Annotated in this window: 28 protein-coding genes and 2 pseudogenes; 18 read left to right on the top strand and 12 right to left on the bottom strand. The window is 71.6% G+C overall.

Annotated elements, in window-relative coordinates; genetic code table 11:
* Positions 1–106: 106 nt before the first annotated feature.
* Positions 107–586, bottom strand: coding sequence for a hypothetical protein (locus ACIQTP_RS04500; protein WP_403396206.1), 480 nt, complete (start codon positions 584–586; stop codon positions 107–109).
* A gap of 93 nt (positions 587–679) precedes the next feature.
* Here ACIQTP_RS04500 and ACIQTP_RS04495 point away from each other — a divergent pair, with 93 nt between their 5' ends.
* Together ACIQTP_RS04495 and ACIQTP_RS04490 are read left to right on the top strand one after the other, a co-directional pair.
* A complete protein-coding gene (locus tag ACIQTP_RS04495) occupies positions 680–1,045 on the top strand; it encodes a MerR family transcriptional regulator (protein WP_403396203.1) in 366 nt (121 codons plus the stop codon).
* Positions 1,046–1,174: 129 nt separating this feature from the next.
* Entirely contained in the window at positions 1,175–2,008 is an 834-nt protein-coding gene (locus tag ACIQTP_RS04490; RefSeq protein ID WP_402033272.1) for an alpha/beta fold hydrolase, read from the top strand.
* A 13-nt stretch (positions 2,009–2,021) separates the two neighbouring features.
* On the opposite strand, the gene ACIQTP_RS04485 is transcribed toward ACIQTP_RS04490, so the two are convergent.
* Positions 2,022–2,981: an SDR family NAD(P)-dependent oxidoreductase gene (locus tag ACIQTP_RS04485; RefSeq protein ID WP_403396201.1), complete on the bottom strand. Its 960-nt coding sequence runs from the start codon at positions 2,979–2,981 to the stop codon at positions 2,022–2,024.
* Positions 2,982–3,419: 438 nt separating this feature from the next.
* Positions 3,420–4,457 (bottom strand): PHP domain-containing protein, encoded by a 1,038-nt coding sequence (locus tag ACIQTP_RS04480; RefSeq protein ID WP_403396198.1) that lies wholly within the window; start codon positions 4,455–4,457, stop codon positions 3,420–3,422.
* Positions 4,458–4,601: 144 nt separating this feature from the next.
* Between ACIQTP_RS04480 and ACIQTP_RS04475 the strand changes: the two genes are divergently transcribed.
* The 4 genes from ACIQTP_RS04475 (at position 4,602) to ACIQTP_RS04460 (ending at position 6,563) form a co-directional block, all read left to right on the top strand.
* Entirely contained in the window at positions 4,602–4,838 is a 237-nt protein-coding gene (locus ACIQTP_RS04475; protein ID WP_403396195.1) for a hypothetical protein, read from the top strand.
* Between the two features lie 208 nt (positions 4,839–5,046).
* Complete coding sequence (locus ACIQTP_RS04470; protein WP_403396192.1) at positions 5,047–5,433, top strand: hypothetical protein; 387 nt, start codon at positions 5,047–5,049, stop codon at positions 5,431–5,433.
* 3 nt (positions 5,434–5,436) lie between these two features.
* Positions 5,437–6,189: a hypothetical protein gene (locus ACIQTP_RS04465; RefSeq protein WP_403396190.1), complete on the top strand. Its 753-nt coding sequence runs from the start codon at positions 5,437–5,439 to the stop codon at positions 6,187–6,189.
* Positions 6,186–6,563, top strand: coding sequence for a peptidase inhibitor family I36 protein (locus ACIQTP_RS04460; RefSeq protein WP_402033260.1), 378 nt, complete (start codon positions 6,186–6,188; stop codon positions 6,561–6,563). Before ACIQTP_RS04465 ends, ACIQTP_RS04460 begins: the two co-directional genes overlap by 4 nt.
* Positions 6,564–6,652: 89 nt before the next feature.
* On the opposite strand, the gene ACIQTP_RS04455 is transcribed toward ACIQTP_RS04460, so the two are convergent.
* Positions 6,653–7,234, bottom strand: coding sequence for a VanZ family protein (locus ACIQTP_RS04455; RefSeq protein ID WP_403396188.1), 582 nt, complete (start codon positions 7,232–7,234; stop codon positions 6,653–6,655).
* Between the two features lie 229 nt (positions 7,235–7,463).
* On the opposite strand from ACIQTP_RS04455, the gene ACIQTP_RS04450 reads away from it, so the two are divergent.
* The 6 genes from ACIQTP_RS04450 to ACIQTP_RS04425 are packed head-to-tail and all read left to right on the top strand — an operon-like array spanning position 7,464 to position 11,256.
* The gene (locus ACIQTP_RS04450; protein WP_402033255.1) at positions 7,464–7,646 is read left to right on the top strand and encodes a hypothetical protein; all 183 of its coding nucleotides are present in this window, start codon (positions 7,464–7,466) and stop codon (positions 7,644–7,646) included.
* Positions 7,643–8,095 (top strand): monovalent cation/H+ antiporter complex subunit F, encoded by a 453-nt coding sequence (locus ACIQTP_RS04445; RefSeq protein WP_402034210.1) that lies wholly within the window; start codon positions 7,643–7,645, stop codon positions 8,093–8,095. The genes ACIQTP_RS04450 and ACIQTP_RS04445 overlap by 4 nt, the downstream gene beginning before the upstream one ends.
* Positions 8,088–8,345 (top strand): hydrogenase subunit MbhD domain-containing protein, encoded by a 258-nt coding sequence (locus tag ACIQTP_RS04440; RefSeq protein ID WP_403396186.1) that lies wholly within the window; start codon positions 8,088–8,090, stop codon positions 8,343–8,345. Before ACIQTP_RS04445 ends, ACIQTP_RS04440 begins: the two co-directional genes overlap by 8 nt.
* The gene (locus tag ACIQTP_RS04435; protein ID WP_403396185.1) at positions 8,342–9,082 is read left to right on the top strand and encodes an MnhB domain-containing protein; all 741 of its coding nucleotides are present in this window, start codon (positions 8,342–8,344) and stop codon (positions 9,080–9,082) included. Before ACIQTP_RS04440 ends, ACIQTP_RS04435 begins: the two co-directional genes overlap by 4 nt.
* Before the next feature lie 45 nt (positions 9,083–9,127).
* Positions 9,128–9,475 carry a sodium:proton antiporter gene (locus tag ACIQTP_RS04430; RefSeq protein WP_402033249.1) on the top strand — a complete coding sequence of 116 codons (348 nt, stop codon included), beginning with the start codon at positions 9,128–9,130 and terminating at the stop codon, positions 9,473–9,475.
* Positions 9,475–11,256, top strand: coding sequence for a complex I subunit 5 family protein (locus tag ACIQTP_RS04425; protein ID WP_403396183.1), 1,782 nt, complete (start codon positions 9,475–9,477; stop codon positions 11,254–11,256). The genes ACIQTP_RS04430 and ACIQTP_RS04425 overlap by 1 nt, the downstream gene beginning before the upstream one ends.
* Before the next feature lie 15 nt (positions 11,257–11,271).
* On the opposite strand, the gene ACIQTP_RS04420 is transcribed toward ACIQTP_RS04425, so the two are convergent.
* A complete protein-coding gene (locus ACIQTP_RS04420; protein ID WP_402033245.1) occupies positions 11,272–11,934 on the bottom strand; it encodes a DUF4230 domain-containing protein in 663 nt (220 codons plus the stop codon).
* Positions 11,935–12,119: 185 nt separating this feature from the next.
* Positions 12,120–13,976, bottom strand: a complete 1,857-nt coding sequence (otr(A), locus tag ACIQTP_RS04415) for a tetracycline resistance ribosomal protection protein Otr(A) (protein WP_403396181.1) — start codon at positions 13,974–13,976, stop codon at positions 12,120–12,122.
* A 247-nt stretch (positions 13,977–14,223) separates the two neighbouring features.
* On the opposite strand from otr(A), the gene ACIQTP_RS04410 reads away from it, so the two are divergent.
* Positions 14,224–15,177 carry a ribose-phosphate diphosphokinase gene (locus ACIQTP_RS04410; protein ID WP_403396179.1) on the top strand — a complete coding sequence of 318 codons (954 nt, stop codon included), beginning with the start codon at positions 14,224–14,226 and terminating at the stop codon, positions 15,175–15,177.
* Positions 15,178–15,291: 114 nt separating this feature from the next.
* Positions 15,292–16,485, top strand: a complete 1,194-nt coding sequence (gene tuf / locus ACIQTP_RS04405) for an elongation factor Tu (protein ID WP_403396177.1) — start codon at positions 15,292–15,294, stop codon at positions 16,483–16,485.
* Between the two features lie 44 nt (positions 16,486–16,529).
* Here the strand turns inward: tuf and ACIQTP_RS04400 are convergent, their stop codons facing one another.
* Positions 16,530–16,910 (bottom strand): anti-sigma factor antagonist, encoded by a 381-nt coding sequence (locus ACIQTP_RS04400; protein ID WP_403396175.1) that lies wholly within the window; start codon positions 16,908–16,910, stop codon positions 16,530–16,532.
* 164 nt (positions 16,911–17,074) lie between these two features.
* Positions 17,075–17,236, bottom strand: a pseudogene (locus ACIQTP_RS04395) (MarR family transcriptional regulator); the annotation flags it as partial.
* Between the two features lie 153 nt (positions 17,237–17,389).
* On the opposite strand from ACIQTP_RS04395, the pseudogene ACIQTP_RS04390 reads away from it, so the two are divergent.
* Positions 17,390–18,495 (top strand): annotated as a pseudogene (locus ACIQTP_RS04390) (NAD(P)-dependent alcohol dehydrogenase).
* Positions 18,496–18,552: 57 nt separating this feature from the next.
* On the opposite strand, the gene ACIQTP_RS04385 reads toward ACIQTP_RS04390, so the two are convergent.
* Positions 18,553–19,503, bottom strand: coding sequence for an NADP-dependent oxidoreductase (locus tag ACIQTP_RS04385; protein ID WP_403396173.1), 951 nt, complete (start codon positions 19,501–19,503; stop codon positions 18,553–18,555).
* A 69-nt stretch (positions 19,504–19,572) separates the two neighbouring features.
* Between ACIQTP_RS04385 and ACIQTP_RS04380 the strand changes: the two genes are divergently transcribed.
* Positions 19,573–20,529 carry a GlxA family transcriptional regulator gene (locus tag ACIQTP_RS04380; protein ID WP_403396170.1) on the top strand — a complete coding sequence of 319 codons (957 nt, stop codon included), beginning with the start codon at positions 19,573–19,575 and terminating at the stop codon, positions 20,527–20,529.
* Positions 20,530–20,599: 70 nt separating this feature from the next.
* Positions 20,600–21,457: a hypothetical protein gene (locus ACIQTP_RS04375; protein ID WP_403396168.1), complete on the top strand. Its 858-nt coding sequence runs from the start codon at positions 20,600–20,602 to the stop codon at positions 21,455–21,457.
* A gap of 20 nt (positions 21,458–21,477) precedes the next feature.
* Here ACIQTP_RS04375 and ACIQTP_RS04370 read toward each other — a convergent pair whose 3' ends face one another.
* The gene (locus tag ACIQTP_RS04370) at positions 21,478–22,032 is read right to left on the bottom strand and encodes a TetR/AcrR family transcriptional regulator (protein ID WP_403396166.1); all 555 of its coding nucleotides are present in this window, start codon (positions 22,030–22,032) and stop codon (positions 21,478–21,480) included.
* Positions 22,029–22,391 (bottom strand): DUF1304 domain-containing protein, encoded by a 363-nt coding sequence (locus ACIQTP_RS04365; protein ID WP_054234260.1) that lies wholly within the window; start codon positions 22,389–22,391, stop codon positions 22,029–22,031. The genes ACIQTP_RS04370 and ACIQTP_RS04365 overlap by 4 nt, the downstream gene beginning before the upstream one ends.
* A 175-nt stretch (positions 22,392–22,566) precedes the next feature.
* Here ACIQTP_RS04365 and ACIQTP_RS04360 point away from each other — a divergent pair, with 175 nt between their 5' ends.
* Complete coding sequence (locus ACIQTP_RS04360; RefSeq protein ID WP_403396164.1) at positions 22,567–24,159, top strand: oxidoreductase; 1,593 nt, start codon at positions 22,567–22,569, stop codon at positions 24,157–24,159.
* Between the two features lie 3 nt (positions 24,160–24,162).
* On the opposite strand, the gene ACIQTP_RS04355 is transcribed toward ACIQTP_RS04360, so the two are convergent.
* Positions 24,163–25,476: a PucR family transcriptional regulator gene (locus ACIQTP_RS04355; RefSeq protein WP_403396162.1), complete on the bottom strand. Its 1,314-nt coding sequence runs from the start codon at positions 25,474–25,476 to the stop codon at positions 24,163–24,165.
* Positions 25,477–25,702: the final 226 nt, after the last annotated feature.

Genomic DNA, 25,702 nt, shown 5'->3' with positions numbered 1-25,702 from the left:
TGCCGTCGATCCTTACCGCATCACTTGGCGGGCTTGTAGACGCCGCCGTGGGTGTTTGGCACGCGAGCGGGCACGCCGGCGCGCGCTCGGGGCGTTCGACGGCCCGTCAGGCGCCCTCTGTGTTCAGTGGACGCCCGACGGCCGGGCCGGCTTCGGCGTTCAACAGGTTCGTGTTCCGGTGACGCCACCACGGAACGAGCTGGACGAGACCGAACGTCACCTCGACGCCGAAGAACAACCACAGCAGCCGGGTGGCACCGTGAGCCAGCGCGTACGCCTGCCACGCCGCGAACAGGGTGCGCGCGATGCCGTCGAGCAGTCCGTGCACCGGCAGCGGCCGGACGAGACGCAGGACGGCCCAGACCACCACGACCGAGCCCATCAGATTCGCGTACAGGACCTGCACCGGGTCGAGTTGAGGCAGGGCGCCCAGCCCGAGCGCGCTGCCCGACGACGACAGCGCATCGTGCACCAGGACGTACGTCCACGGTGTCGCGAAGCCCGAGGTGACGACGAGGTCGTACCAGGCGCTCGCGCGTACGGCGCGAAGATAGGCGGGGTGTTCGGGGGCGAGGGTCCGGATCACAATGAGGCTCCAACTGGCCTTGGGTCAGCGACGCCTCACGGTAAACAGTGGAGTACGGTCCAAGGTCAAGCCCACACCGTCCGATGGAGGGACATGCGTATCGGAGAGCTGGCCGCGCAGGCGGGCATGAGCAGAGACACCATTCGGTTCTACGAGAAGGTCGGCCTCGTCACGGGCCGGCGGCTGGCCAACGGTTACCGCGACTTCCCGCCCGAGGCGGTGCCCTGGCTGCACTACGTCCGCACGGCGCAGACGCTCGGATTCTCGCTGGCGGAGATCGCGCGGCACGGGGAGGAGCTGCGGGAGGCGCCGGACTCCGCGGAGGCGCTGTCCGTGCTGTTCGAGCAGAAGATCCAGGTCATTGACGCCCGCATGGCCGAACTCGCCGTCCTGCGGGCCGAACTCGCCACGCGCGTCGACACGGGGTGCCCGTTGCGGGCGGTTGACCGGCCGAGCTGACCACGAGGTCGGGGGACTGCGATGAGCGCGGCCTGGCATGACCTCGGAGGTAATCGACCCCGCCCCGGCCCTCCGGAACCATGAAGGACGTACCCACTCGTCCCGCCACCGGATTCCGGGAGGTTTCCCATGCCGTACTTCGAGAGCCCCGTCGATGGCACCCGACTGCACTTCGTCGACTACGGACCCGCCACCGGGCAGGTGATCGTGTTCGTCAACAGCGCCTACTTCGGCACGGAGATGTGGGAGTACCAGATGCTGCCGCTCGCCGCGGAGGGCTACCGGTGCGTCGGCTTCGACCGGCGCGGCCACGGCCGGTCCGACGACGTGTGGGGCGGGTTCGACCTCGACAGCCTGGCCGACGACGTCGACGGGCTGCTGCGCCACCTCGACCTGTCCGGGGTGACACTCGTCGGGCACTCCATCGGGACCGCGGAAGTCGTACGTTGTCTGACCCGGCACGGCGTCGAGCGGGTGGCGAGGGTGGCACTAGTCGCGGGCATGGCGCCCGGGGCCGTCCGGTCCGCGGACCATCCGGAGGGCATCGACCCAGGCGTCGTCGAGGCCGGCAACGAGGTCTTCCGCCGCGACCGGGCCGCCTTCTTCGTCGACGGGGCCCGCGCGTTCTTCGCCCTCGACCTCCCCGGCAACGATCTCTCCCCGGCCTATGTGCAGTCCATGATCAACCGCTGCCACGGCGCCACCGCGCGCGGCGGGGCGGCGTTGGGAGACCTCGCGGCCGGCCTGAACGTCGCCCCCGAGCTGGCCAAGCTCGACCTGCCCGCGCTGGTCGTCCACGGCACCCACGACACGTCGGCGCCGCTGGACCTGACCGGCCGCCGGGCGGCCGAACTGCTCCCCAACGGCACGCTCAAGGTCTACGAGAACGGGGGCCACGGCCTCTTCGCCACGCACGCCGAACGGCTCCTCGCGGATCTGCGGGAGTTCATGGCCCGCGACTGACGCCCAGGGCGCGTCACGCGAACGCGTTCACCCCGGTCAGCTCCGCCGACAGCGTCCACAGCCGCGCGGCCTGCCCGGGGTCGATCGCGTAGTCGCGTACGCCGGTCCGCTCGCCGTCCGCCGGAGCGACCTCGGCGATGTCGCAGTCCTCGCAGTACACCCCGCCCAGGCCGGCCAGCTGGGGGGAGGTCGCGGCCCACACCTGGGTCGCCGCACCCTCCTGGGGCGACTTGAAACCGGACGGGTTCAGCGGGTTGCCGTCCTCGTCGATCCAGCCGCGCTCCACCATCTCCTCCTTGGCGAGGTGGCGCTGCAGCGGGGTGAGGATGCCGCCGGGGTGGAGGGCGAAGGCCCGTACGCCGGACTCCCGGCCGAGCCGGTCGAGGTGGACGGCGAACAGGATGTTCGCGGTCTTCGCCTGCCCGTACGCCTCCCACTTGTCGTAGCCGGTGCGCCAGTGCACGTCGTCCCAGCGGATCCCCGAGAGGTGGTGACCGCCCGAGGAGACGGAGACGACCCGCGCGCCGCCCGGCTCGATCGCGGGCCACAGACGGTTCACGAGCGCGAAGTGGCCGAGGTGGTTGGTAGCGAACTGGGCCTCCCAGCCGGGACCGACGCGGGTCTCCGGGCAGGCCATGATCCCGGCGTTGTCGATGACGATGTCGATGGTGCGGCCGGAGGCGAGGAAGCGTTCGGCGAACGCGCGGACGCTGTCGAGGTCACCGAGGTCGAGCTCGTCCACCTCGACCCCGTCGATGCCCTCGACCGCCTCCCGGGCCACGTCCGGGCGGCGCGCCGGAACGACGACGCGGGCGCCCGCCTTGGTGAGCGCGCGGGTGGTCTCCAGGCCGAGCCCCGAGTACCCGCCGGTGACGAGCGCGAGCTTCCCGGTCAGGTCGATGCCCTGGAGGACGTCGTCGGCGGTGCTGTGGGCGCCGAACCCCGAGCCGATCTTGTGCTGTGCAGTGGTCATGTTTCGACGCTACGGATTAGAGAGCACTCGAAGTCAAGCGGACGCCATCGCCCACGGCGGGGCCGGGCGCGACGCCAGGCATGGAAAGGCCCCGACCGGACGGGGGAATCTCGGTCGGGGCCGTCTTTGGTGGGGACGGAGGGCGGTCACCTCTCGGCGAGAGGCTCCACAGGGCTTCAGCCGGACGATCGTCCCTGTGGGCAAAAGGTGAGGCCCGGGGACACTGTCCCATCCGTACCCACGGTTGGTTTAACGGGGAACTATCCAGGGGTGTTCCCGCGTGACCAGGGCAGGTGTGGTGATCTATGTCACCCGGAGGGGGCAAGAGGGGCGGACGGTTCTCGGGTCGCCGTACGACTCACGTCCCGGTTCGCCGTTCGGCTTCACGTGTCCGGGGGCCCGGACGCGGTTTTGGTCTCACGGTCAAGAGTACGCCCGTCAGGTGCTGGTCACACGGGTCGGCGCCGTCCGCGACCGCGTCCAGGCCAGCAGCTCGTCCTCGCTCCAGGTGGTGATCACGCGCTCGGCGGGCACCCCGCACTCCTCGGCCCGTGCGCAGCCGTGGATCTGCCATTCGAGCTGGCCGGGGGCGTGCGCGTCGGTGTCGATCGAGAAGAGCACGCCCGCGTCGAGCGCCCGGCGCAGCAGTCGGCGCGGTGGGTCGAGCCGTTCCGGGCGGCAGTTGATCTCCACGGCGGTACCGGACTCCGCGCAGGCGGCGAAGACCGCGTCCGCGTCGAACTCCGACTCGGGCCGCCGGCGCTCGGTGAGCAGCCGGCCCGTGCAGTGCCCGAGCACGTCCGCGAGCGGGTTGCGTACGGCGGTGACCATACGGCGGGTCATCGGCCCGGCATCCATGCGCAGCTTGGAGTGCACCGACACCACCACGACGTCCAGCAGCTCCAGCAACTCCGGCTCCTGGTCGAGCGATCCGTCGTCGAGGATGTCGCACTCGATGCCGGTGAGCAGCCGGAAGGGGGCCCACCGGCGGTTGAGCTCCGCCACCACCGCCAACTGCTCGCGCAGCCGCTCGGGGGACAGGCCCCGCGCCACGGTCAGCCGTGGCGAGTGGTCCGTGAGCACCGCCCACTCGTGCCCGAGGCGCGCGGCGGTCCGGCCCATCTTCTCGATCGGGCTGCCGCCGTCCGACCAGTCGGAGTGCAGATGGCAGTCGCCGCGCAACAGCGCCCGCAGCCGTTCGCCGCCCTCGGCGAGGGGGCCCGCGGCCTCCTGTTCCAGCGTCTCGAGATAGGCGGGCAGCCGACCGGCCGCCGCCTCGCGCACGACCTGCGCCGTCTTCGGCCCGATGCCCTTCAGCGACTCCAGGGTTCCGGCGGCGACGTGCCTGTCGATCTCCCCGGCGGGCAGCGCGGCCAGCACGGCCTCCGCGGTACGGAAGGCCCGTACGCGATAGGTGGGCGCCTGGGTGCGCTCCAGCAGGAACGCGATCCGGTCCAGGGCCTCGACGGGATCCATCGGCACCACCTCCCGTGCGCTCCCCACCCCTTTCCAGCCCTTCAAGCCCTTCCATCCCTTCAAGCCTTGCCCAGCCGCCGTCGGCCCGCACGGCGGAGCGCACTCACCTCGGCCCGCTCGTGGGAATCGATCTACGCTCTAGGCATGACCGAAATCTCGAGCCCCCACATCTCCTACCCGCGGGTCATGGTGCTCGGGGTGCAGCCGTGCGACCCGCCGTTTCGCATCATGGAGATCGACGGGGAAATGGTCGGCGCGGCGAAGTCGATCACCGATGTCCTGACGATCGCCGGCTCCCACGGGATCCACATCCACGATCTCGACGACCCGGAGGTGGTGCGCTGGGTGGGCGGCGACAAGTTCACCTGGGCACCGCGCTAGCGCCCCGGACGGCGAGATCGAGGGCGGGGAGCGTGCGGAGCTCGGGGTTCGCGCCGGTGTGAGCTGTCGCGGGAGGAGTGATCCCGCACCCCAGGAAAGATCACCGAAGGGCGGGAACCCGGCATGGGCCGATTCCCGCGAGGGCACGGTTGATCTTGCCGGGTGATCGCGACCGCCCCGGCGCCCCCTCTTCCCTCCGGGAGTCGTCATGCCTCGTGGCTTCGCCGTGCCCGCCGCCGCCCTCCTCGCCTCGACCGGTCTGCTGGCCTCGACCGCCCTCCTCGCCGCCGTACCGGCGAGCGCGGCGCCGCACGGCGCGCAGCGGGCCGCAGACGTGTGCTTCTGGACCGCCGCCGGACAGCACGGCTCCTCGTGGTGCTACACCCCACCGGGCTATACGGACGTCCCGGAGTTCCTGCACGACAAGGCCGCCTCCTTCAGGTCCAACGCCGATACCGCCGTGTACGCCATCGACTGGGGCCGCGGCACCTGCTACGCCCGGCTGATCCGGGCGCACGACCTGGCCGACAACTGGCCCTGGGGCGCCCGGCTCGACGGAGTCGCCGACACCATGATGGGCTGCGAGGTCGGCTGACCCGTGCGACTCCTTCGCGCGCTCGCCGCCGCCGCGCTCGCGGTCCTGGCGTTGACGGGGTGCTCCACGGCGACGGCGCAGCGGACCGTGCCCCCGCTGCCCAGGACCGAGCGCGACCGCGACGACCTCATCGACGCCGCCCAGCAGGTACTCGTCGACCGCTGTCTGGCCCGGCAGGGACTGACCCTCCAGAACGCCTCGGCCCCGCGGGACCGCAGCGCCTCGGCCTCACGAGACCGCGGCGCCGCGGACCCACGGGACCGCCGGCTGCAGGGCGCCCTGTTCGGCCGCGGCCGCCCGGAGCTCTCCGTCACCCTTGCCACCGGCTACACCGTCACCGCCCACACGGACGGCTGCGTCGCCGCCGCCGAGCGCGATCTCTACGGCGACCAGCGGCTCTGGTTCCGTACCCGGGTCGTGGTGAACAACCTGCGGGCCGAGGCCCAGCAGCGCATGAAGCGTGACCCCGACTACCGCGCCGCGACCGCCCGCTGGACCCGCTGCGTCAACCCGGCGCACGGGGCCCGCCCCGGCCGCCCCGACCCCGCAGTCTCCACGCGCTGCGCACGCGAGAGCGGCCTCACCCGGGTGCGGGCACGGCTGGAACCGGCTCTGCTGGCCCGGGTCCGCGCCGAGCGGCACGGACAACTGACCACCTACCGGCAGCTGCGCACCCGCGCACTGCGCCGCGCGGCGGATCTGTACGCCGAGCGGACCGTCCAGGTAACCCTGAAGAAAGGCAGTGACCCTTCGTGATCACCCAGCGCCTCGCCCTCTCCGCCGCCGCGGCCCTGCTCGCCCTCACCGGCGGTCTCGCCCTGGCCACCCCCTCCGGCGCGGCCGACTGCCCCAGCGGCAACTTCTGCGTCTGGGAGAACGCCAACTTCGACGGTCAGCGCGCCAACTGGTCGGGGGACGACGGGTGGTGGGAGAGCTGGATCGCCGACACCGACTCCTCCTGGGCCAACCACGGCATCTCGGGACCCGGCGTCAAGGACCACGTGAAGGTCTACGAGAACGCCTGGCAGGGCGGCGCCATGACGATCTGTCTCGGACCGGGGGAGGAGGTCGGCTACAACGCCGTGGCGAACGACCGTGGTGACTCGCACACCTGGTCCATGGGCTGCTGAGAGGCAAACCTCAGCCGGTCAACCCCGGCCGGTCGACGCCGTCCGCCCGCGGTGGGGGCCGCGGGCGGACGGGCAGGCCGTGCGACCCCTCACGCCTTCGGGGCCTCCCGCCGGTTGCGCCGGAACCGCCGACGGCGCTTGGGATGCACCGCGCGGCCGATCCGCCGTCCCAGCAGCACATAACCCACCAGCGCTCCGGACGTGTTCAGGATGACGTCGTCGATGTCGAAGGCGCGCCCGGTGATCAGCGTGCCCTGAACCAACTCGACCAGCAGCATCACCACCGCGGTGAGCAGCAGAACGCGCAGGATTCCCCGGGCCTTCGGAATCAGCACCGGCACCAGCACGCCGAACGGCACACCGAGCAGGACGTTTCCGCCGATCTGCTTCACGGCGTCGCGCAGCGCCGGCTGGTCGAGATACGCCCGCAGAGAACTGCCGGGGTGCAGATTGGTGTGGATCAGCGCCTTCGACGCCGGTGACGGCTCCAGGGTCAGCCGGGCCAGCGCGACCGCGAACGCCACCATGGCCACGAAGGCCAGCAGCATCACGAGCAGCCGCACGGGCAGCGGGAGCGCCTTGCGCTCCTGCGTGGGTACCGATGGCCGTCGACCGGATTTCGCTGTGCCGGTGGTGCGCAGGGTGCTCAAGATTGACGCCGTACGGACCATTCGATTCTCCCGGTTTCAACGGCTCTCCAGGTAAGGGCGGTTACCCGCAAAGCGTCCTTCGATGCCGAGCCCCGCGCGACTGAAGAAAGTGGTCATGAAGGAGCGTTCCGCGGGCACTCGGAGGCCGGGCCGTCGCGTGCCGTGCGCCGTGCGCGAGAGCGACGGTGCTTGGATGACGTAACGGAGGAATATCCGGAAATGTCGATCCGAAGTCCCGGGAGGTCCGCGCATGAACCGGCGTTCGCTGCTTCGGGACCTGCTCGAGATCCTCGCGTGGTGGCTCGCCCTCGCGCTGCTGTGGCTCGTCCTCATCGGCGCGGTGGACACACTCGAACGGATCGTGGGCGCGTCCGCGGCGGCCGTCGGCGCACTGGCGGCCCGGGGTGCCCGGCGGGCGGTGGGCGCATGGTGAACGGCTGGACCGTCGCGGCGACCGCCGCACTCGCCGGGGGAGTGGGGGCCACGGTGTGGGGTGTCGCCACCGGACCGCTGCGCCGCCGGGTCGTCGCGCAGAACCTCGCCACCTCGCTGGCCTGCCCCGTCCTGCTGCTTCTCGCCCAGGGCTACGGTCGCCCGTCGTACATCGATCTGGCGCTGGTCCTCGCTCTCCTGGGCCCCGTCGGCACCCTCGTCTTCGCCCGCCTTCTCGTCGAGGATCTGGAGAAGGATCCGCCTCAGGCCTGGGGGCCGACCTACGCGGTCGCGGGGTTCGGCGCCGCGGTGGTCGTCGCGCTGTGCGTGGTGACGGGCCCGAGCCGGGCCATGCTGAAACTCCTGGTGATCGGTGCCCTGCTGATCGGCGGAAACCTGGTGGCGTCGCGGGCGCTGTCCGGCGGTTTCGCGGGGAGCGGCCGTGGATGACCCGCTGATCGTCATCGCCCTGCTGCTGGTCGCCGCGTCCGCGACCGCCGCGGTCGTGAATCGCGACCCCGTGCGCCAGGCACTCGTGCTGGCCGTCATGGGGGTCGCCCTCGCCGTCCTGTTCACCGTGCTCCAGGCCCCCGACGTGGGTCTTTCGCAGCTGGCGGTGGGCTCCGCCCTCACTCCCCTGCTGATCCTGCTCTCGGTGCGCAAGGTCCGGCGCCGAGGTCGGAAGGAGGAGCGCCGGTGACCCGGCGGGCGCGGCTGTGGATCCTGGCCGTGGGCGGCGCGGGCCTCGCGGCGCTCCTGGTCGCCGCCTGCCTGCGACTGCCCGGCTTCGGCGGCACCCGTCATCCGTACGGGGAACGGGTGGTCCGCGCCTCGCTGGCCCGCCGCACCGCCAACACCATCGCCTCCGTCAACTTCGACCAGCGCGCCTTCGACACCCTCGGCGAGATGAGCATCCTCTTCGCCGCCGTGCTCGGTACGGTCGTGCTGCTGCGCCAGACCCGCGACGAGCGGCGTGCCCGTCCGCGACCCGCACAGGTGGCACTCCCCGTACGCCGCTACGCGCTGATCGTGCTGCCCGTCGCCCTTCTCACCGGCCTGTACGTCATCGGGCACGGACAGCTCAGTCCCGGCGGCGGCTTCCAGGGCGGGGTGGTCGCCGCGACCGCCCTCCACCTGCTCTACCTCGGCGCCGACTACCACGCCCTCGAGCGTGTCCGGCCGGTCGGCCTGTACGAGGCCGGTGACGCGCTCGCCGCCTGCGCCTACGTCGTCACGGGCCTCGCGGGACTGCTGGGCGGTACGGCGTTCCTCGCCAACACCCTGCTCCCGTACGGCACGTTCAACACGCTGTCCTCCGGCGGAACCGTCCCCCTGCTGAACGCGGCCATCGGTATGGAGGTCGCCTGCGCGGTGGTCGTCCTGCTCGCCCGCTTCCTGGACCAGGCCGTCGAGATCGAGGAGGAGAACGGCAAGTGAGCGGAGAAGCCAACAGAGAAGCGAGTGGGAGGTGAGCCGATCCTGATGTCCGTACTGCCCTATCTCGTCGCCGTGTGGATCCTGTTGGTCGGCTGCTACGGCATCGCCACCAGCCGGAACCTCATCCACGCCGTCGGCTGCCTCGCGGTCTGCCAGTCCGCCACCTACGTCCTGCTGCTGGCCGTCGGCTACCGCGACGGCGGCACCGCGCCCGTCTTCTCCGACCTGAAGCCCGGGTCGCGGCCCCTGGTGGACCCGGTCGTGCAGGCCCTCGCCCTCACCGACGTGGTCGTCGGAGCCACCGTCACCGCCGTCCTGCTCGCCCTCGTCCTGCAGATCTCCAAACGCCACGGCACGGTCGACCCCGACGAACTCTCCGAGCTGCGCGGCTGATGAACCAGTTGCTGCCGCTGCTCGTCGCCGTCCCCGTGCTCGGGGCCGCACTGCTGGTCGCGGGGGGCCGCAGGCTCCCGCGCGCCGCCGCCGAGACGGTGGCCTGCGCCGTCTCGGCGGGCACCGCCGCGCTCGCGATCGTGCTGCTCCTGCACTCCTCGCCACCCCTGGTCACATGGGTGGGCGGATGGGTGCCCAAGGCGGGCGAGAGTGTCGGGATCGTCCTCGTCGGGGACGGCGCCGGGCTCGGCATGGCCACGCTCGCCTCGCTGCTCACCGTGGCGGCACTGGCGTACTCCTGGCGCTACTTCGAGGAACCGCCGCGCCGTCACGCGGGCTCGTTCCCCGCGCTGCTGCTGCTCTTCCAGGGCGGCATGTGCGGCTTCGTGATCGCGGGCGACCTGTTCGACGCGTTCGTGTTCTTCGAGCTGATGGGTGTGGTGGCGTACGCGCTGACCGGCCATCGCGTCGAGGAGGCGAAAGCCGTGCAGGGGGCGCTGACCTTCGGGATCGTCAACTCCCTCGGCGCCTACGCGATGCTGCTCGGCATCGCGCTGCTGTACGCGCGCACCGGTGAGCTCGCCATGGCGAAGATCGGCCGGGGGCTGGACGCGCACGGCGGCCCGGACGCCCTGACCCTCGCCGCGTTCGTGCTGGTCCTGACCGGGCTGCTGGTCAAGGCCGCTGCCGTGCCCTTCCACTTCTGGCTGCCCGACGCGCACGCCGTCGCCCCGACACCCGTGTGCATGCTGTTGTCGGGGGTGATGGTCGAACTCGGCGCGTACGGTGTGTGGCGGGTGTACGGAACGGTCTTCTCCGGGCCCGGCGGGATCCCGGCGCCCGACCTGGAGCGCGCCCTGCTGGTGCTCGGTGCGCTGACCGGCGTGGTCGGCGCGGTGATGTGCTGGTACCAGCGGCATGTGAAGCGGCTGCTGGCGTACTCGACCGTCGCCCACATGGGGCTCTTCCTCATCGGCATCGGCTCTCTCACGCCCGAGGCGGACGCCGGGGTCGCGCTGTACGTCCTGGGGCACGCGGGGGTGAAGGCCGCCCTGTTCGCCTGCACGGGCATCCTGCTCGACCGCTACGGATCCGTCGACGAACTCGCGCTGCACGGTCGCGCCCGGCAACTGCGCGGGGTCGGCGTCCTGTTCGTGCTGGGAGCACTGGGTCTCGCCGGGCTGCCGCCCTTCGGTACCGGACTGGGCAAGGCGGTCACCGAGGAGGCGGTCGGCGGCGGGTTCACCGTTCTCTTCGTCGCCGTGTCGGCGGTCACCGCGGGCGCGGCGCTGCGGGTCGCCGCGCGGGTGTTCTTCGGACTCGGGCCGAAGCCGTCTTCCGACGACCAGTCCGCGAAGGGGAACTCCTCGTACGAGACCACCGGCACCGGCGAGGAACCCGAGACCCGTCACCGGCTCGGCCGGGTGCCGGACACGATGACCGTGGTCCCGGCGCTGCTGATCGCCGGGTCCCTCGCCGTCGGTGTCGCGCCCGGCCTCGCCGAAGCGGTGGGGCACGCCGTGCGCGAGGCGGGGCCCGGTGGGGCGATGGTCTCGCCCCACTGGACCCTCGTCGGCGTGCTTCTCGATCTGACCTCGGCCGGGCTCGCCGTGGGTGTCGCCGCGCTCGCCGTCCTGCGCCCGACGGCTCTCGGCGAGCAGCCCTGGGTCCGGCCGCTGCGGCGCCTGCAGTCCGGGCACATCGGGGACTACGTGGCCTGGCTGCTGGCGGGTGCGACGCTCCTGGGGGCCCTGGCGTCGCCGGGGATCCTGAGCGGCTGACCGCCGGAGCCCGGCTCAGGCGCCGTAGCTCACGCTCACCTCCTTGAAGCCGAGGGAGCGCAGCAGGCCGTCGAGCATGCCGGTGGTGTTCTCCTCGGCACGCTTGGTGAGCTCGCTGTCCTTCGCCGCCTCGCCGATGTGCTTGACCGCGAGCTTCTGCACGGCCTGTTCGCTGTCCGGGTTGTCGGAGAAGAAGTCGCCGAGCCGGTCCAGCAGCCCACGCTGTTTGGAGACGGCGTACGAACGGTCGGTGTCGAGTGCGGGCTTGCCGAGGAACGCGTGCGGCAGCCGCAGGGTGGCCGTGGTGCGGTCGGAGTCGACCGTCACGTCCTTCTTGGCGAGCGAACCGAGGTCGACGTACGCCTCGACCGTGCCGGCCCCCACGTACAGCGTGCGGGTGCCGCGGATCGCGTCGGGCAGGTACTTGGCGTCCTTCTCCAGGTCCACCACCACCTGGAAGTTGCCCGAGGCGGCGTCGTAACGGCTCATGTCCTGGATCGACTTGAGGAGGGCTGGTCCGGAGCGGTCGTGCGTCTGGGTGCCGAACAGGTCGCGCAGCCCCGGCAGAACGGCCAGTCGCAGCCCGGCGAACAGCACCACGAGCACCAGCACGACGGCAGTGATCACCTTGGCCCACGCGGGCATGCGCTTGGGCAGGCGCTTGATGGACGTCGTCATTCGACGGTCCTCCTTCCTGCTCACCGAATGCCCCCCGAATCATTTACTAGGCCGCCCTGTTGGCGGATTGACGTCGCTGACAGGGAGCGCGGGCCGGAGCGTGTCCGCTCCGGCGACAGCGGCCTGCGCACTTCGCCGTACGCCGAAGGAGCGCCGCGTCCGCCCGCCGTACCGCTTCTGCCGCACTACACGCGGCAGTCCCCCGACGGGCGGGACCACCAGACCCCTTCCCCGTGGGTGAGCCCCGGCAGCCGCAGCTCGACCTCCCGCACATGCCGGGCCGGCAGCTCGCCGGTGACGAGCCAGGAGGTCCGGCCGCCGGTCGTCTCCCCGAACCGTGCGCCGTGCGCGGCGAGCCGAGCCGTGACCGGCGCCAGCGCGTCGAGCGGGAGCTCCACCTCGAAGGCGTGGTACGGCTCGTACACCCGCGTCCCCGCCCACTCCAGCGCGCGCCGCAGCACGACCGGGGTGAGACCACGGAAGTCGGCGGCCGTGCTGAGCGGCGCGGCGAATCCGGAACGGACGAGCGTGACCCGGTAGTCCGTGACCGGTAGTCCGTGCCGGCCGGAGAGCAGGGTCGCGTGGACCGTGTCCTCGATCGCCTGGTGGAAGGCGCGGGGCAGGGCGCCGAGCTCGGTCTCGTAGGTGAAGACGACGCCGGAGCCGTGGGGTCCGGGCTCGATCCGCAGCCCGACCGTGGCCCAGAACCCGACGTGCCCGTGCCGCTGGATCTCCTCGCAGGCCTCGCCGGTACCGTCCGGCCGTTCCAGGAACCGCACCCGGCTCGGCTCGAAGTCCGCCTCGATGCCGAAGTCCTGGGCGAGCGTGGCCGCCAGCACCTCCTTCTGCACCTCGCCGTAGAGGAGCAGCGCGGTGCTGCCGGACGCGGCGGGCCGGGCGTGCATCAGCGGGTCCTGGTCGGCCAGCGCGAGGAGGGCCGAGCGCAGCGGGGCCGCACGGTCGGGGTGCCGGGCCCGGACGAGGGTCTCCAGGGTCGGCGCCGCGAACTGGGGCGCACGGTCGGTGGCCTCACCGAGCCGGTCGCCCACGCGGATGCCGCGGACGCCCCGGAGCGTGGCGATGTTGCCCGCGGTCAAGGTGGCCGCCTCCGGCCGTCCCACGACCTCCAGTTCCCGGGCCCTGCCGGGGACCTGTGTGGTGCGCCCGTCGGCCTCGCGCCGGGTGAACACGAGCCGCTGACGGAGCGTCACTTCGCCGCCGTACAGCCGCAGATACGCCGTACGCTCGCCGCCGGGCCCGGGGCGCACGGCGAAGACCGTGCCCTGTGGCTCTGCGCACGCGGGGGCCGTCGGGCGTGGGATCAGCCGGCTCAGCGCCTCGGCCAGCTCGGCCACCCCCTGCCCGCCCAGGGCGGACCCGAAGAAGACCGGGTGCAGGGAGCCGTCGGCGGTGCGCGCTGCGAGCGCGGCCTCCAGGTCGTCCGGGGTAGGCGGAGGGCCGTCCACGACCGCGGCGAGGATGTCCGTGTCCACCTCCGCGAGCGTGCCGGCCGCCGTCTCGTCCAGCGGGCGCGGGACGGCTCTGGCACGCGCGGTGCCGAGGCCGCGCACACCGGCGAGCGGGACGACGTACGGCGTGAGGCGGCGCCGGATGTCGTCGAGGAGCCCCGCCTCCTGCGCACCCGCCCGGTCGATCTTGTTGACGAAGATCAGGGTGGGCAGCCCGAGCCGTCGCAGGGTCTTCATCAGGACGCGCGTCTGTGCCTGCACGCCCTCCACGGCGGACAGGAGCAGCACGGCGCCGTCCAGGACCTCCAGGGCGCGTTCGACCTCGGCGATGAAGTCGGCGTGCCCGGGGGTGTCGATGAGGTTGATCTGCACGTCGCCGACGGTGAAGGCGGCGACGGCCGAGCGGATGGTGATCCCGCGTCGGCGCTCGATCTCCCCGTCGTCCGTGCGGGTGTCACCGGCGTCGACGCTGCCGAGCCGGTCGATGGCGCCGGCGTCGAAGAGCAGCCGCTCGGTGAGGCTGGTCTTACCCGCGTCGACGTGGGCCAGAATGCCGATGTTCAGAGTGTCCATGCGTGGTCGAGTCCTCGGGAACAGTCGTCCGGTGGGGGCGCTGAGAAGTTCCGAGGAATCGGCGCATGTCGTTCTCCCGTGGGTGAGGGGGCGCTGGCGGGACCATCCTGGCGCATGCCCCGTGACCGTCCGCAACCGAATTTCCCCCGGTGGGAGTACCCGGCCGGGCCCAGTAGCATGAGGCACGCATCCCGGGTCGATCATGCCGACCGGCGGCGCACCCGGATCGATCTTGCGAGGAGCGGTCGTGCGTGACATCGCCGTGTTCAGCGGTAGTGCCCATCCCGAGCTGGCGGCAGAGGTCTGCGCCCATCTCGGCGTGCCCCTCAGCCCGACCCGGGTCAGCCGGTTCGCCAACGACTGCCTGGAGGTCCAGCTCCAGGCCAACTGTCGTGAGCGTGATGTGTTCCTCGTGCAACCGCTGGTCACCCCCGTGCAGGAGCACCTCGTCGAACTGCTGATGATGTGCGACGCGGCACGTGGTGCCTCCGCCGGGCGCATCACGGTGGTCATGCCGCACTACTCGTACGCACGTTCGGACAAGAAGGACATGCCGCGGATCTCCATGGGCGGGCGGCTGGTCGCCGACCTGTTGGTGGCGGCCGGGGCCAGCCGCGTCCTCGCGATGACGCTGCACTCCCCGCAGGTCCACGGGTTCTTCTCGGTGCCGGTCGACCATCTGCACGCCCTGCGGGAGCTCGCCGCGCACTTCCGCGGTCACGATCTGTCGCGTACGACGGTCGTGTCGCCGGACCTGGGCAACGCCAAGGAGGCGGCGGCCTTCGCACGGCTGATCGGCGCCCAGGTGGCCGCCGGCGCCAAGCAGCGGTTCGCCGACGACCGGGTGAGCATCAGTTCCGTCATCGGCGAGATCACCGGGCGCGATGTCATCGTGCTTGACGACGAGATCGCCAAGGGCAGTACGGTCCTCGAACTCCTGGAGCGACTGCGGGAGTTGGGGCCGAGATCCATTCGAGTCGCCTGCACCCACGGGCTGTTCGCGGCGGGCGCGCTCAAGCGGCTGAGCGAGCAGGAGGACGTCCTGGAGATCGTGTGCACCAACACCGTGCCGGTGCCGGACGAGGAGCACACCGAGAAGCTGCGCGTCCTGTCCATCGCCCCCGCGCTCGCCGAGGCGGTGCGCCGCATTCACAACGGTGAGTCCGTCAGCGCCCTGTTCGACGCGCCCCAGAACGAATAAACAGGAAGAGCGACACTTCCTGACATCGTTCACCGCTCCGCACATCGCTCGGCCCCCAGCCAGGAAGCGGCGCAGCAACGCTCGGCGTCACCCAGGTGATCAGGAGGGCTCGCAGTGGCGAAGGCGAAGTTCGAGCGGACCAAGCCGCATGTCAACATCGGCACCATCGGGCACATCGACCACGGGAAGACAACGCTCACGGCGGCCGTGACGAAGGTTCTGCACGACCGGTTTCCCGACCTGAACCCCTTCACGCCGTTCGACCAGATCGACAAGGCCCCCGAGGAACGCCAGCGCGGCATCACCATCTCGATCGCCCATGTCGAGTACCAGACGGAAGCCCGGCACTACGCGCACGTCGACTGCCCGGGGCACGCCGACTACATCAAGAACATGATCACCGGGGCCGCGCAGATGGACGGCGCGATCCTGGTGGTCGCGGCGACGGACGGGCCGATGCCCCAGACCAAGGAGCATGTGCTGCTCGCCCGGCAGGTCGGCGTCCCGTACATCGTCGTCGCGCTCAACAAGACGGACATGGTCGACGACGAGGAGATCCTGGAACTCGTCGAGCTCGAGGTGCGTGAGCTGCTCACCGAGTACGAGTTCCCCGGTGACGACGTCCCGGTCGTCCAGGTCTCCGCGCTCAGGGCGCTGGAGGGCGACCCGAAGTGGAGTGCCTCCGTTCTCGAACTGCTCGCGGCCGTCGACGAGTTCGTGCCCGAACCGGTCCGGGACGTCGACCGGCCCTTCCTGATGCCGATCGAGGACGTCTTCACCATCACGGGTCGCGGCACGGTCGTCACCGGCCGGATCGAGCGCGGGGTGTTGAAGGTCAACAACGAGGTCGAGATCATCGGCATCCACGAGCAGAAGACGAAGACCACCGTCACGGGCATCGAGATGTTCCGCAAACTCCTCGACGAGGGCCGGGCGGGGGAGAACGTGGGACTGCTGCTGCGCGGGGTCAGGCGCGACGACGTGGAGCGGGGGCAGGTCGTGATCAGGCCGGGTTCGGTCACCCCGCACACGCAGTTCGAGGCGCGGGCCTACATCCTGTCGAAGGACGAGGGCGGACGGCACACGCCCTTCTTCGACAACTACCGGCCGCAGTTCTACTTCCGGACGACGGACGTGACGGGTGTCGTGACCCTTCCCCGGGGCACGGAGATGGTCATGCCGGGTGACAACACCACCATGAACGTGCAGCTCATCCAGCCCATCGCCATGGAGGAAGGCCTGAAGTTCGCCATCCGGGAGGGCGGCAGGACGGTCGGGGCGGGGCAGGTCACCAGGATCCTGAAGTGAGCGAGGGGGAGCCGGCCGAGGTCGCACCGTGCGGTCGGCAGCGGTCATAACGTGCCCGACGTGGCCTCCGGCTGCCCCAGCGCCGCGTCCAGCGACGCCGAGGGCGGCAGGAGCTGGGCCAGGCCGGTCACCTTGAGGACGCGCAGCGTCAGCGGCCGGGTGCAGACAAGGTGCAGCCGGCCGCCACGGTCGAGAACGCGGCTCCTGGCGCGGTACAGCAGGCGCAGCCCGGAGCAGTCGAAGAAGTCCACCGGCCGCAGGTCGATCACGATCCGCGGCTCCGGGTGCCCCGTCACGGTGTCCAGGTACGGCGTGATCTCCAGCGCCGCGAGGATGTCGATCTCCCCGTGGAACTCCAGCACCGTGTGACCCCGGTCCAGGCGGACGCGCAGATGTCGGGTGGGCGGTGCGGGGTCGTGCGTCACGGCGACATCGCCTCCAACCGGCTGCTGACCCACTCCTGGCGGCAGGGCCCGCAAAACCGTTCCCTGCTCTGCAAGTTACCCTCGTTGGAGTGAATTTCAGCATGTTCGATTGACATATGTCTGCGATTTGCATGGGGAGTCGTCCCCCGGATCGGCCACGCGGATCACGACAGTGCGTGCCACGCCTTGGACAGTGCCTGGCGGAACTGATCCGTCTGGTGCGCACTGAGATCGCGCACCATGCGTTCCTCCAGCTCACGCACCGCGTCGGCGAACCGAGCGAGCAGCTCGCGCCCCTCGTCGGTGAGCAGGATCAGCAGTTCGCGCCCGGGGCGATGCTCGACCCCGCGATCCCCTTCGGCGGGGTCAAGGACTCCGGCTTCGGCCGGGAGTAGGCGCTCGCCGCCTACTCCAAGGTCAAGTCCGTCGTCGTCTCGCTCGGCTGAGCCGCGCACCGTGAAGGAGAAGGAGTTCGTACGATGTCCACCACCACCCGCGCGGCCGTGGTCGAGTCCGGCGGCGCGCCGTTCACGCTCGCCGACGTCGAACTCGACGAGCCCGGCTCCGGCGAAGTCCTCGTCCGTATGGTGGCGACCGGCCTGTGCCACAACGACCTCGGTGTGGCGAGCGGTGGTCTGCCCTTCCCCCTGCCCGGCGTCCTCGGCCACGAGGGAGCGGGTGTCGTCGAGGCCGTCGGACCGGACGTCACCGGTGTCGCCCCCGGCGACCTGCCGTCCTGTCCTTCACCTCCTGCGGCGGCTGCCACAACTGCCGTGACGGGCACCCCGCCTACTGCGCCACCTGGCTGCCGCTGAACCTCATCGGCGGCCGGCGTCCCGACGGCACCAGCACGATCAGCCGTGCCGGGGTCCCGCTCGGCGGGCACTTCTTCGGGCAGTCCTCCTTCGCCGAGCGGGCGCTCGTCGCCGAGCGCGTCCTGGTGAAGGTCGACCCCGATGTGCCGCTGGAGTCCGTCGGCCCCCTGAGCTGCGGGGTGCAGACCGGGGTCGGGGCGGTCTGCAACGTGCTGAAGCCCAGGCTCGGCGACACCCTCGTCGTGCTCGGCGCCGGAGCGGTCGGCCTGTCCGCGGTGATGGCCGCCGCCCTGACCCCCGCCACGAGGATCATCGCCGTCGACCGGGTCGCCGAACGCCTCACCCTGGCCGCGGAGTTGGGCGCCACCCACACCATCAACGCGGGCGAGGCCGATCTCGGCGAGGCTGTCGCGGTGCTGACGGACGGTCATGGCGCCGACGGTGTCGTCGAGACCACCGGCAGCGTCGCCGCACTGCGCCAGGGCGCCGACGCGCTCGCCGCGCGCGGCACCCTGGTCGTGGTCGGCGCCCCGCCCTTCGGTACCGAAGTCGCCTTGGACGTCAACGGGTTGATCCCCGGGAAGCGGATCGTCGGCCTCACCCTGGGCGACAGCGAGACCCAGACCTTCATCCCCGCGCTGGTCCGGCTCGTGAAGGAGGGGCGGCTCCCGCTGCACCGCCTGATCAGCCACTATCCGTTCGCGGACATCGAGCAGGCGGTGCGGGACATGAAGGCGGGCAAGACGATCAAGCCCGTACTGACCTTCTAGTCCGCACCGGCCTTCTGGTCCGCACCGGCCTTCTGGCCGACAACCCGTGCTTGCCTTCTAGTCGACCGTGAGCACCAGCTTCCCCGTGGTCCGGCCGGTGTCGCCGAGCGTGTGTGCCTCGGCGGCGTCGGCCAGCGGGAACGTCCCGGCGATCGTCGCGCGCAGCTTGCCCGCGTCGACGAGGTCCGCGACCGCCCGCATGCCCGCCTGGTCGGCCTCCACCAGCATCCGCGCCGCCCGCACACCGAGCGCCGCGGCTTCCTTGTAGAGCTCCTCCGGCCCCATCGGCAGGATCGACACCACGATCCCGCCCTCGCGCAGCACGCGCAGCGAACGGAAGGTGTTCTCGCCACCGATCGTGTCCAGGACGACGTCGACGTCCCGGACCGCCTCGGTGAAGTCGGTCTCCCGGTAGTCGATCAGCTCGTCGGCGCCGAGGCCGCGCAGGAACTCGTGCTTGCCCGCGCTCGCCGTGCCGATCACATACGCGCCGCGCGCCTTGGCGATCTGTACGGCCACATGCCCGACACCGCCTGCCGCGGCGTGGATCAGCACCCGCTGCCCCGGCTGCAGATCTGCCGTGTCGACCAGCGCCTGCCAGGCGGTCAGGGAGACCAGCGGCAGGGCGCCCGCCTCCGTGTGGTCGATCCCGGCCGGCTTGGGCGCGAAGGCGCGGGTCGGCGCGGTCACGTACTCGGCGTGCGAGCCGTGCCCGAACGGGTAGGGCAGCATGCCGAAGACCTCGTCGCCGGGCTCGTACAGGGTGACGCCGACCCCGACGGCCTCCACCACTCCGGAGACGTCCCAGCCCAGGACGAAGGGCGGCTGCCCCAGGAACCCGCCCGTCGCCCGGTGCTTCCAGTCGGTGGGGTTGACCCCGGCCGCCCGCACCCGCACCAGTACCTCGCTCGGCCCGGGTGTCGGCCGCTGCGTCTCCACTTCCTTGAGGACCTCGGGCCCGCCGAGGACGTCCTGACTGATCGCGCGCATCGTGTTCGCAGTGCTCATGAAGACAGCGTGCCGGGCCGGCGCGCTCCGCGAAATGGCAAGATTGCCAACCTTCGATAAGATCGTGCCATGAGCCGAGTGAAGCGTGTGGAGCGCGTGGTCGTCCTGGCACTGGACGGTGTCTACCCCTTCGAGCTGGGCATCCCCAGCCGGATCTTCGGCGCCGCGGACGGCCGGTACGAGGTGCTGACCTGCACCGTCGACGGTCGTCCGGTGCGCTGCAACGCGGACTTCTCGGTCACCGTCGAGCACGGTCCCGAGGTGCTGGGCACGGCGGACACCGTGGTGATCCCCGCCATGGACCCGGCCGCCGTGACCGCGGAGCTCCCCGCCGAGGTCACCGCCGCGCTCGCCCTCATCCGCCCGGGCACCCGCATCGTCTCCATCTGCACGGGCGCGTTCGTGCTGGCGGCGGCCGGTCTCCTGGACGGGCGGCGGGCGACCACGCACTGGCAGTTGGCCGACGATTTCCGGCGCCTGTTCCCGCGGGTGTCCCTGGACGCGGACGTGCTCTTCGTGGACGACGGCACGATCCTCACCTCCGCCGGTGCCGCCTCCGGCGTCGACGTCTGCCTGCACATCCTGCGGGGCGACCACGGCAGCGAGCTGGCCAACAAGGTGGCCCGGCGCTGTGTGGTGCCGCCCTGGCGCGACGGCGGTCAGGCCCAGTACATCGAGCAGCCCGTGCCGGACACGGCGGCGACCAGCACGGCGGCGACCCGTGGGTGGGCCCTCGCCCGACTGGGTGACCCGCTGACCCTGGCCGATCTCGCCGGCCACGCCCGCATGAGCCTGCGTACCTTCGCCCGCCGCTTCAACGACGAGGTGGGCATGAGCCCCGGCCGCTGGCTCATCCAGCAGCGCGTCGTCCGGGCCCGCCATCTGCTGGAGTCCAGCGACCTCTCGGTGGACCAGATCGCCGGCGAGGTCGGCTTCGCGACGGGCACCTCGCTCCGCCAGCACCTGAACGCGGCGATCGGCGTCTCGCCGGGGGCCTATCGGCGCACGTTCCAAGCGGCTCGCTGAGCGACGAACGATCACCGTCCTTCGTGCGTCGGAGGACGGACAGTGGGCGTTCGTCGAACAGGGGGCGGGGATGCGCAGAGGGATCGCGGCGGCGGTGACGCTGGTGGGACTGATGGCGGTGGGGTGTGACGACGACGGGGTGCGCGAGGACCTGGTCGTCACCGGTACGCCCCCGGCAACGCCGTACGCCGGGCGGCTGGACGTGCCGTTCAGGGAGAGCGTCGACGGTAGTGCGCACGAGGCCGAGGCGGCTTCGGGCGCGGCGGGCCGGGCGCTGGAGTGCGACGGCGAGATCTTCGAAGGGAGCGGAGGCGGGGCGTGGAGCAAGGGTGACGGCGGCACGACACCCGAGGAGGGGCTGAGCGCGTATTTCGACATGGAACAGCCCCAAGTCCCCGACCACGGCTACCGGATCGAGCGCAGGGAAGGCGACCGCGTCCTCTTCTCGTACGACGTCGACGGCAGGACCAAGGTCGCCGTGGTGGTCGCCAAGGACCAGCCGCAGCGCCCCGGTTGGGGCCCGGAGACCAGTGCCTCCTGCGATCCGGCCGAACTCCCGGCGAGTTTCACCGACTCGATGGAGTTCGAGATCTGGACCGATCGCACCGGTCACCGGGTGCCCACCACCGTGCTGAGCAGCTCGAAGGGTGCCGAGCACTGCGGCTGGCAGAGCGCGCACTTCCTGTCGACGGGCGACGGCAAGGACGGCAGGATGTACGCACGCGATCCGCGCGGTGTGCTGGGGAACGGGCTGCTCACCGCCGCGTACGACGGGGACGTCCGCATGCCCGCCGGTGCGCACGACACCGGATACCGCCACGGCGACTGGGAACTCTGGCTGACGCCCGACAGGATGACGGCCTACGTCCGCACGCCCGACGGGGTGGAGGCATGGCCCGCGACGAGGGAAACGGTGGGCTGCAAGTGAAGTGAACCGTACCTGCGGCGTCAGCGGCTCATGTGCAGGGCGACCAGCAACTGCCAGACCTGGTCCGCGACTTCCTCCGGGGTTCCCTCCAGCAGTCCGTGCAGCCAGTCGGCGAGGACCCCCGCGAACGTGGCGGCGACCGCGGAGGCCACCAGCGGGGCGTCCGCGGCGCCCGCGAAGGTGCGCTCGGCCAGGCTGCGGGCGCGCAGGTCGCGATGGAGGACGTGCCCGAGCGGGCCGCCCCCGCCTGGGCTGAGCAGCGCGCGGTAGAGGCCGGCGTGCGGGGCGAGGTCGGCGAAGAACGCGAGCAGCGCGGGCGGCGCGGACACCGGGTCGGGCCGCCCGCGCCACGCGTGCAGCGCTTCCACGGCCTCCCGTACGACATCGGCGCAGGCGTCGACGGCCAGCGCCTCCAGGTCGGCGTAGTGCACGTAGAAGGTGGCCCGGCCGACGCCGGCCCGCCGCACCAGCGCGGCGACACCGACCTCCTCCAGCGGGTGCTCGGCGCACTCCGCGAGGAGCGCCCGGCGCAGCTTCTCGCGGGTGCGGGCGGCCCGCGGGTCCTCGGGCGTCACCGCGCGAGCAGGACGGCGGCCAGGGCGAGCGCGCCGGGCAGGGCCTGCGCGAAGAGGATGCGGCGGTTGGCGGTGAGCGCTCCGTACACCCCGGCGACCACGACGCACACCAGGAAGAAGACCTGGACGCGGAACCCGGTCGGATCGGCGGCGATCAGACCCCACACCAGGCCCGCCGCGAGAAACCCGTTGTAGAGCCCCTGGTTGGCGGCCATCGGCGCGGTCGCCCGGGCCATCTCCGGGTCGAAGCCGTGCAGGCCGCGCCCCGGCTTCTTCTCCCACAGGAACATCTCCATCACGAGTATGTACGCGTGCAGCGCGGCCACCAGGCCCACCAGCACGTTCGCGACCGTCTCCATCGTCAGCAAGCTCCCTCGTACCCGGTTGTCCACGGTGTCCCTGGACAGACGTCTCCTGGACAGGTGTCCACTATAGCTGGACAACTGTCCAGCAAGTCACGGGGCGCCTCAGGTTGCCCCGCGCGCCCCCCGGGGTAGCGATGCTGCGTTTTCCGTTGCCGGAGGGGGAGTTGACGTGTCGGGCAGCCTCGCGCCGGGTGGTTGGAGCGGGAGTGAGCGGGGCATGTGGGCCGCGTTCCGCAGGGGGGAGTGGTACGCGGACGGGGGCGAGGTCCGGGCGTCGGTGGTACGCCGGCTGCTGCTCGCGCCGCCGCCCGCCGAACCGGGCCACCTGCCGAGGCTCAGGCTCAGGGACGTACGGATCACCGGTCGTCTCGACCTGGCCGAGGCGGTCGTCGCGGGGACTCTACGGCTGCGCTCCTGCCGTTTCGAGCAGGTCCCCTGCCTCGACGGCGCCTCCCTGGGGGCGCTGGAACTACGCGACTGCGTACTGCCCGGCCTCTCCGCGGTCGGCGTCACGATCGGCCGGCAGTGCGAGCTCACCCGGTGCCGGGTGGAAGGACCCATCGATCTCTACGGCGCCTCGATCGGCGGCACCCTGCACCTGGAGGACAGCCGGCTCACCGGGCACGGCGAACGCCGCGGCGAAGGCGCGCTGCAACTGCTGTGCGCCACCGTCGGAGGGGACATCCAGGCCGGTTCGGGCCTGCGCGTCGACGGCTGCACCGATCTGCGGGACACCTCCGTACGCGGCAGCGTGGTGCTCAAGCGCGCCGAACTGCGCAACCCGTCCGGGATGGCGCTGAAGGCCAACCGGCTGCACATAGGGGGCGACCTCAACTGCCGCGGCGGCCTCGTCGCCGAGGGTACGGTCGATCTGTGCGACGCCCGGGTGGGCGGCGGCGCGCTCTTCGAGAACGCCTCGATGACCGCGGAGCACGGGCCCGCGCTGCGCGCCCACGGCATAGACGTCGGCGCCGAGTTCAACCTCTGCGACGGTTTCACCGCACGCGGTCGGCTCTCCATGAGCAGCATCACCGTACGCAGCCGGTTCTGCTTCAAGGACGGGCTCATCGACGCCCCCGCCGGACAGCCCGCCCTCCTCAGCCGCCGCTCCACCGCCTCCGAACTCGACATGCGCTTCCGCGCACCCGTACGCGGCACCGTCGACCTCAGCCACACCCGCGTCACCGTCCTGAGCGGCACCCCGGACAGCTGGCCCACGGCGCTGCGCATGGAGGGCGTGGTCTACGACAGCCTGCTGCCCCAACTCCCCGCCGCGCAACGGCTTCCACTGCTCGCCCGCGACCCAGAGGGTTTCACCCCGCAGCCCTACGAGCAACTGGCTGCCGCCTACCGCCAGCACGGGCACGACGGCGACGCCCGTACGGTTCTGCTCGCCAAACAGCGGCGGCTGCGCACCACCCTGCCGTGGCCGGGGCGGGTGTGGAGCGGCCTCCAGGACATCACCGTCGGCTACGGCTATCTGCCGATGCGCGCCGTGTGGTGGCTGTGCGCGATCGTGCTCAGCGGGATCCTGCTCTTCACCCGCTGGCCCCCGCAGCCCGTCGACCCGGGCAAGCCACCCCGCTTCCAGGCCGCCATCTACACCTTCGACCTGGTGCTGCCGCTCGTCGACTTCGGACAGGAAGAGGCGTTCAGCCCGCGCGGCGGACTCCAGTGGGCGGCCGCGGTCCTGGTCTGCCTCGGCTGGCTGCTCGCGACGACCGCCGCCGCGGGCGCCAACCGCACACTCCGCAGGGCATGACCGTCACCGGGCCCCGGCGGCCCGCCGCAGCGTCAGCGCCCGCAGCGCGAGCTGCATCTCGAACTGGGCCGTCGGATCGTGGAGCCGCTCGCCGAACAACTCGTCCAGCTGCCGCATCCGGTAGCGCACCGTCTGTGGGTGCACGGCGAGCCGCGCCGCGACCTCACTCGCGTTGTGGCCGCTCTGCAGCCAGGTCAGCAGCGTCTCGGCGAGCCGCTCCCGCTGGGGCGAGCGGATCCGGTCCAGCGGGCTCAGCCGGCGTTCGGCCATCGCGTCCACCAACGCCTCGTCCCGGAAGAGGAGGAGCGTGGCCAGGTGCTCCTGGCAGCGCACCATCTCCGTGTCGGGCAGGATGCCCCGCCGCACCAGCTCCAGTGCCTCGGCCGCCCAGCGCAGCGACCGGGCTCCCTCGTGCAGCGCCACGGTCGGCCCCATCGCCGTACGTAACCCGTGCAGTGCCCCGGAGACCGCCCGCGCCCGCCCCGGCCCCTCCGGATCCGGCACGACGAGGACAGCCGGCTGGACGTCGAACCTGGTGAGGAACTCCGGCGGCACGATGGGCCGGGCCGCCGCCGCGGGCCGCGGCCCGCGGTCGATCGCGACCACCGCCAGCGCCCTCGGCACCGGCCATCCCGCGGTGTGCGCGAGCTCGCTGATCGCCTCGGCCGACGCTGGCGGATCGGCGGTGAGCAGGTCGAGGAGCCGGGCCCGCCGCTGCTGTAACTCGCCCGCCCGGTGCAGCCGGGCCTCCGTGTAGCCCGCGGTCGTCGCGGCCGCCATCTCGTCCAGGTGCAGGAACAGCGCCTCGCCGAACGCGGCCAGCACATTGCGCGGCAGCAGTTCGGCGTCGACCAGCGCGTTGATCCGACGCCACGTCACCCGCGCGCCGAGCCGCAGCGCGGACTGGAACGAGTCGAGACTGCGCCCCTCGTCCGCCTCGCCCCGCCCGATGCGCCGGTAGGTCTCCTTCACCGGCTCCCAGTCGGTGTCCGGCTGCGCCATCCGCTCCAGGAACCCCTGCAGGGCGTGCTCGACACCCCGCTGCACGACCTGCATGTACGTGTCGTCCGCCGGGCGTGCGTACTCCGGGATCTCGGTCTTGATCGCCCGTACGACCTCTTCCCTGATGTCGGTGAAGAACGGCCGGAGATGGTGGTGCAGGCCCGAAGGGATCGCCTTGAAGGGGCTGTTGGGCTCGTCGCGCGTCTCCTGGGCGGCCACCGCGGCCACCGCGGCCACCGCGTCCGCCACGGCGTCCGTCGCCTCGACCGCTCTGCGGCCCGCGTCCTCGCCCTCCAAGGCGCGGAATCCGGTCATCGCTGCGGCTCCCTTGTGCGGGCGGCGGTCGGGGGCTCGGAGACGATACCGGCAAGTAAGGAGCCGCGCCCCATCAACGGCGGACAGACGCGGGTGTGTGGATTGTCACTTGGGGACAGCAGGGACTCGGTGGCACGGACGGTCGACGGCCCGGAGCCCCCGTGGCTTCGCTCCGGGCGCCGCATCGAGGCCCGGTCTTTGTCAGCCGACTGACAGAAGCCGGGTG

This window comes from Streptomyces sp. NPDC090798 (genome assembly GCF_044768965.1).
Classification (GTDB): domain Bacteria; phylum Actinomycetota; class Actinomycetes; order Streptomycetales; family Streptomycetaceae; genus Streptomyces.
The sequence above is the reverse complement of the archived record's forward strand: the minus strand, read 5'-3'. Positions and strand labels throughout refer to the sequence as shown.

Excerpts from the sequence above, each read along its gene's own strand:
- ACIQTP_RS04450 (WP_402033255.1), top strand. The coding sequence starts at position 7,464 with ATGAACCGGCGTTCGCTGCTTCGGGACCTGCTCGAGATCCTCGCGTGG.
- ACIQTP_RS04470 (WP_403396192.1), top strand. The coding sequence starts at position 5,047 with ATGCCTCGTGGCTTCGCCGTGCCCGCCGCCGCCCTCCTCGCCTCGACC.
- ACIQTP_RS04425 (WP_403396183.1), top strand. The coding sequence starts at position 9,475 with ATGAACCAGTTGCTGCCGCTGCTCGTCGCCGTCCCCGTGCTCGGGGCC.
- ACIQTP_RS04375 (WP_403396168.1), top strand. The coding sequence starts at position 20,600 with ATGCGCAGAGGGATCGCGGCGGCGGTGACGCTGGTGGGACTGATGGCG.
- ACIQTP_RS04495 (WP_403396203.1), top strand. The coding sequence starts at position 680 with ATGCGTATCGGAGAGCTGGCCGCGCAGGCGGGCATGAGCAGAGACACC.
- ACIQTP_RS04420 (WP_402033245.1), bottom strand. The coding sequence starts at position 11,934 with ATGACGACGTCCATCAAGCGCCTGCCCAAGCGCATGCCCGCGTGGGCC.
- ACIQTP_RS04480 (WP_403396198.1), bottom strand. The coding sequence starts at position 4,457 with ATGGATCCCGTCGAGGCCCTGGACCGGATCGCGTTCCTGCTGGAGCGC.
- ACIQTP_RS04475 (WP_403396195.1), top strand. The coding sequence starts at position 4,602 with ATGACCGAAATCTCGAGCCCCCACATCTCCTACCCGCGGGTCATGGTG.
- ACIQTP_RS04490 (WP_402033272.1), top strand. The coding sequence starts at position 1,175 with ATGCCGTACTTCGAGAGCCCCGTCGATGGCACCCGACTGCACTTCGTC.
- ACIQTP_RS04385 (WP_403396173.1), bottom strand. The coding sequence starts at position 19,503 with ATGAGCACTGCGAACACGATGCGCGCGATCAGTCAGGACGTCCTCGGC.
- ACIQTP_RS04380 (WP_403396170.1), top strand. The coding sequence starts at position 19,573 with ATGAGCCGAGTGAAGCGTGTGGAGCGCGTGGTCGTCCTGGCACTGGAC.
- ACIQTP_RS04485 (WP_403396201.1), bottom strand. The coding sequence starts at position 2,981 with ATGACCACTGCACAGCACAAGATCGGCTCGGGGTTCGGCGCCCACAGC.
- ACIQTP_RS04355 (WP_403396162.1), bottom strand. The coding sequence starts at position 25,476 with ATGACCGGATTCCGCGCCTTGGAGGGCGAGGACGCGGGCCGCAGAGCG.
- ACIQTP_RS04365 (WP_054234260.1), bottom strand. The coding sequence starts at position 22,391 with ATGGAGACGGTCGCGAACGTGCTGGTGGGCCTGGTGGCCGCGCTGCAC.
- ACIQTP_RS04430 (WP_402033249.1), top strand. The coding sequence starts at position 9,128 with ATGTCCGTACTGCCCTATCTCGTCGCCGTGTGGATCCTGTTGGTCGGC.
- ACIQTP_RS04455 (WP_403396188.1), bottom strand. The coding sequence starts at position 7,234 with ATGGTCCGTACGGCGTCAATCTTGAGCACCCTGCGCACCACCGGCACA.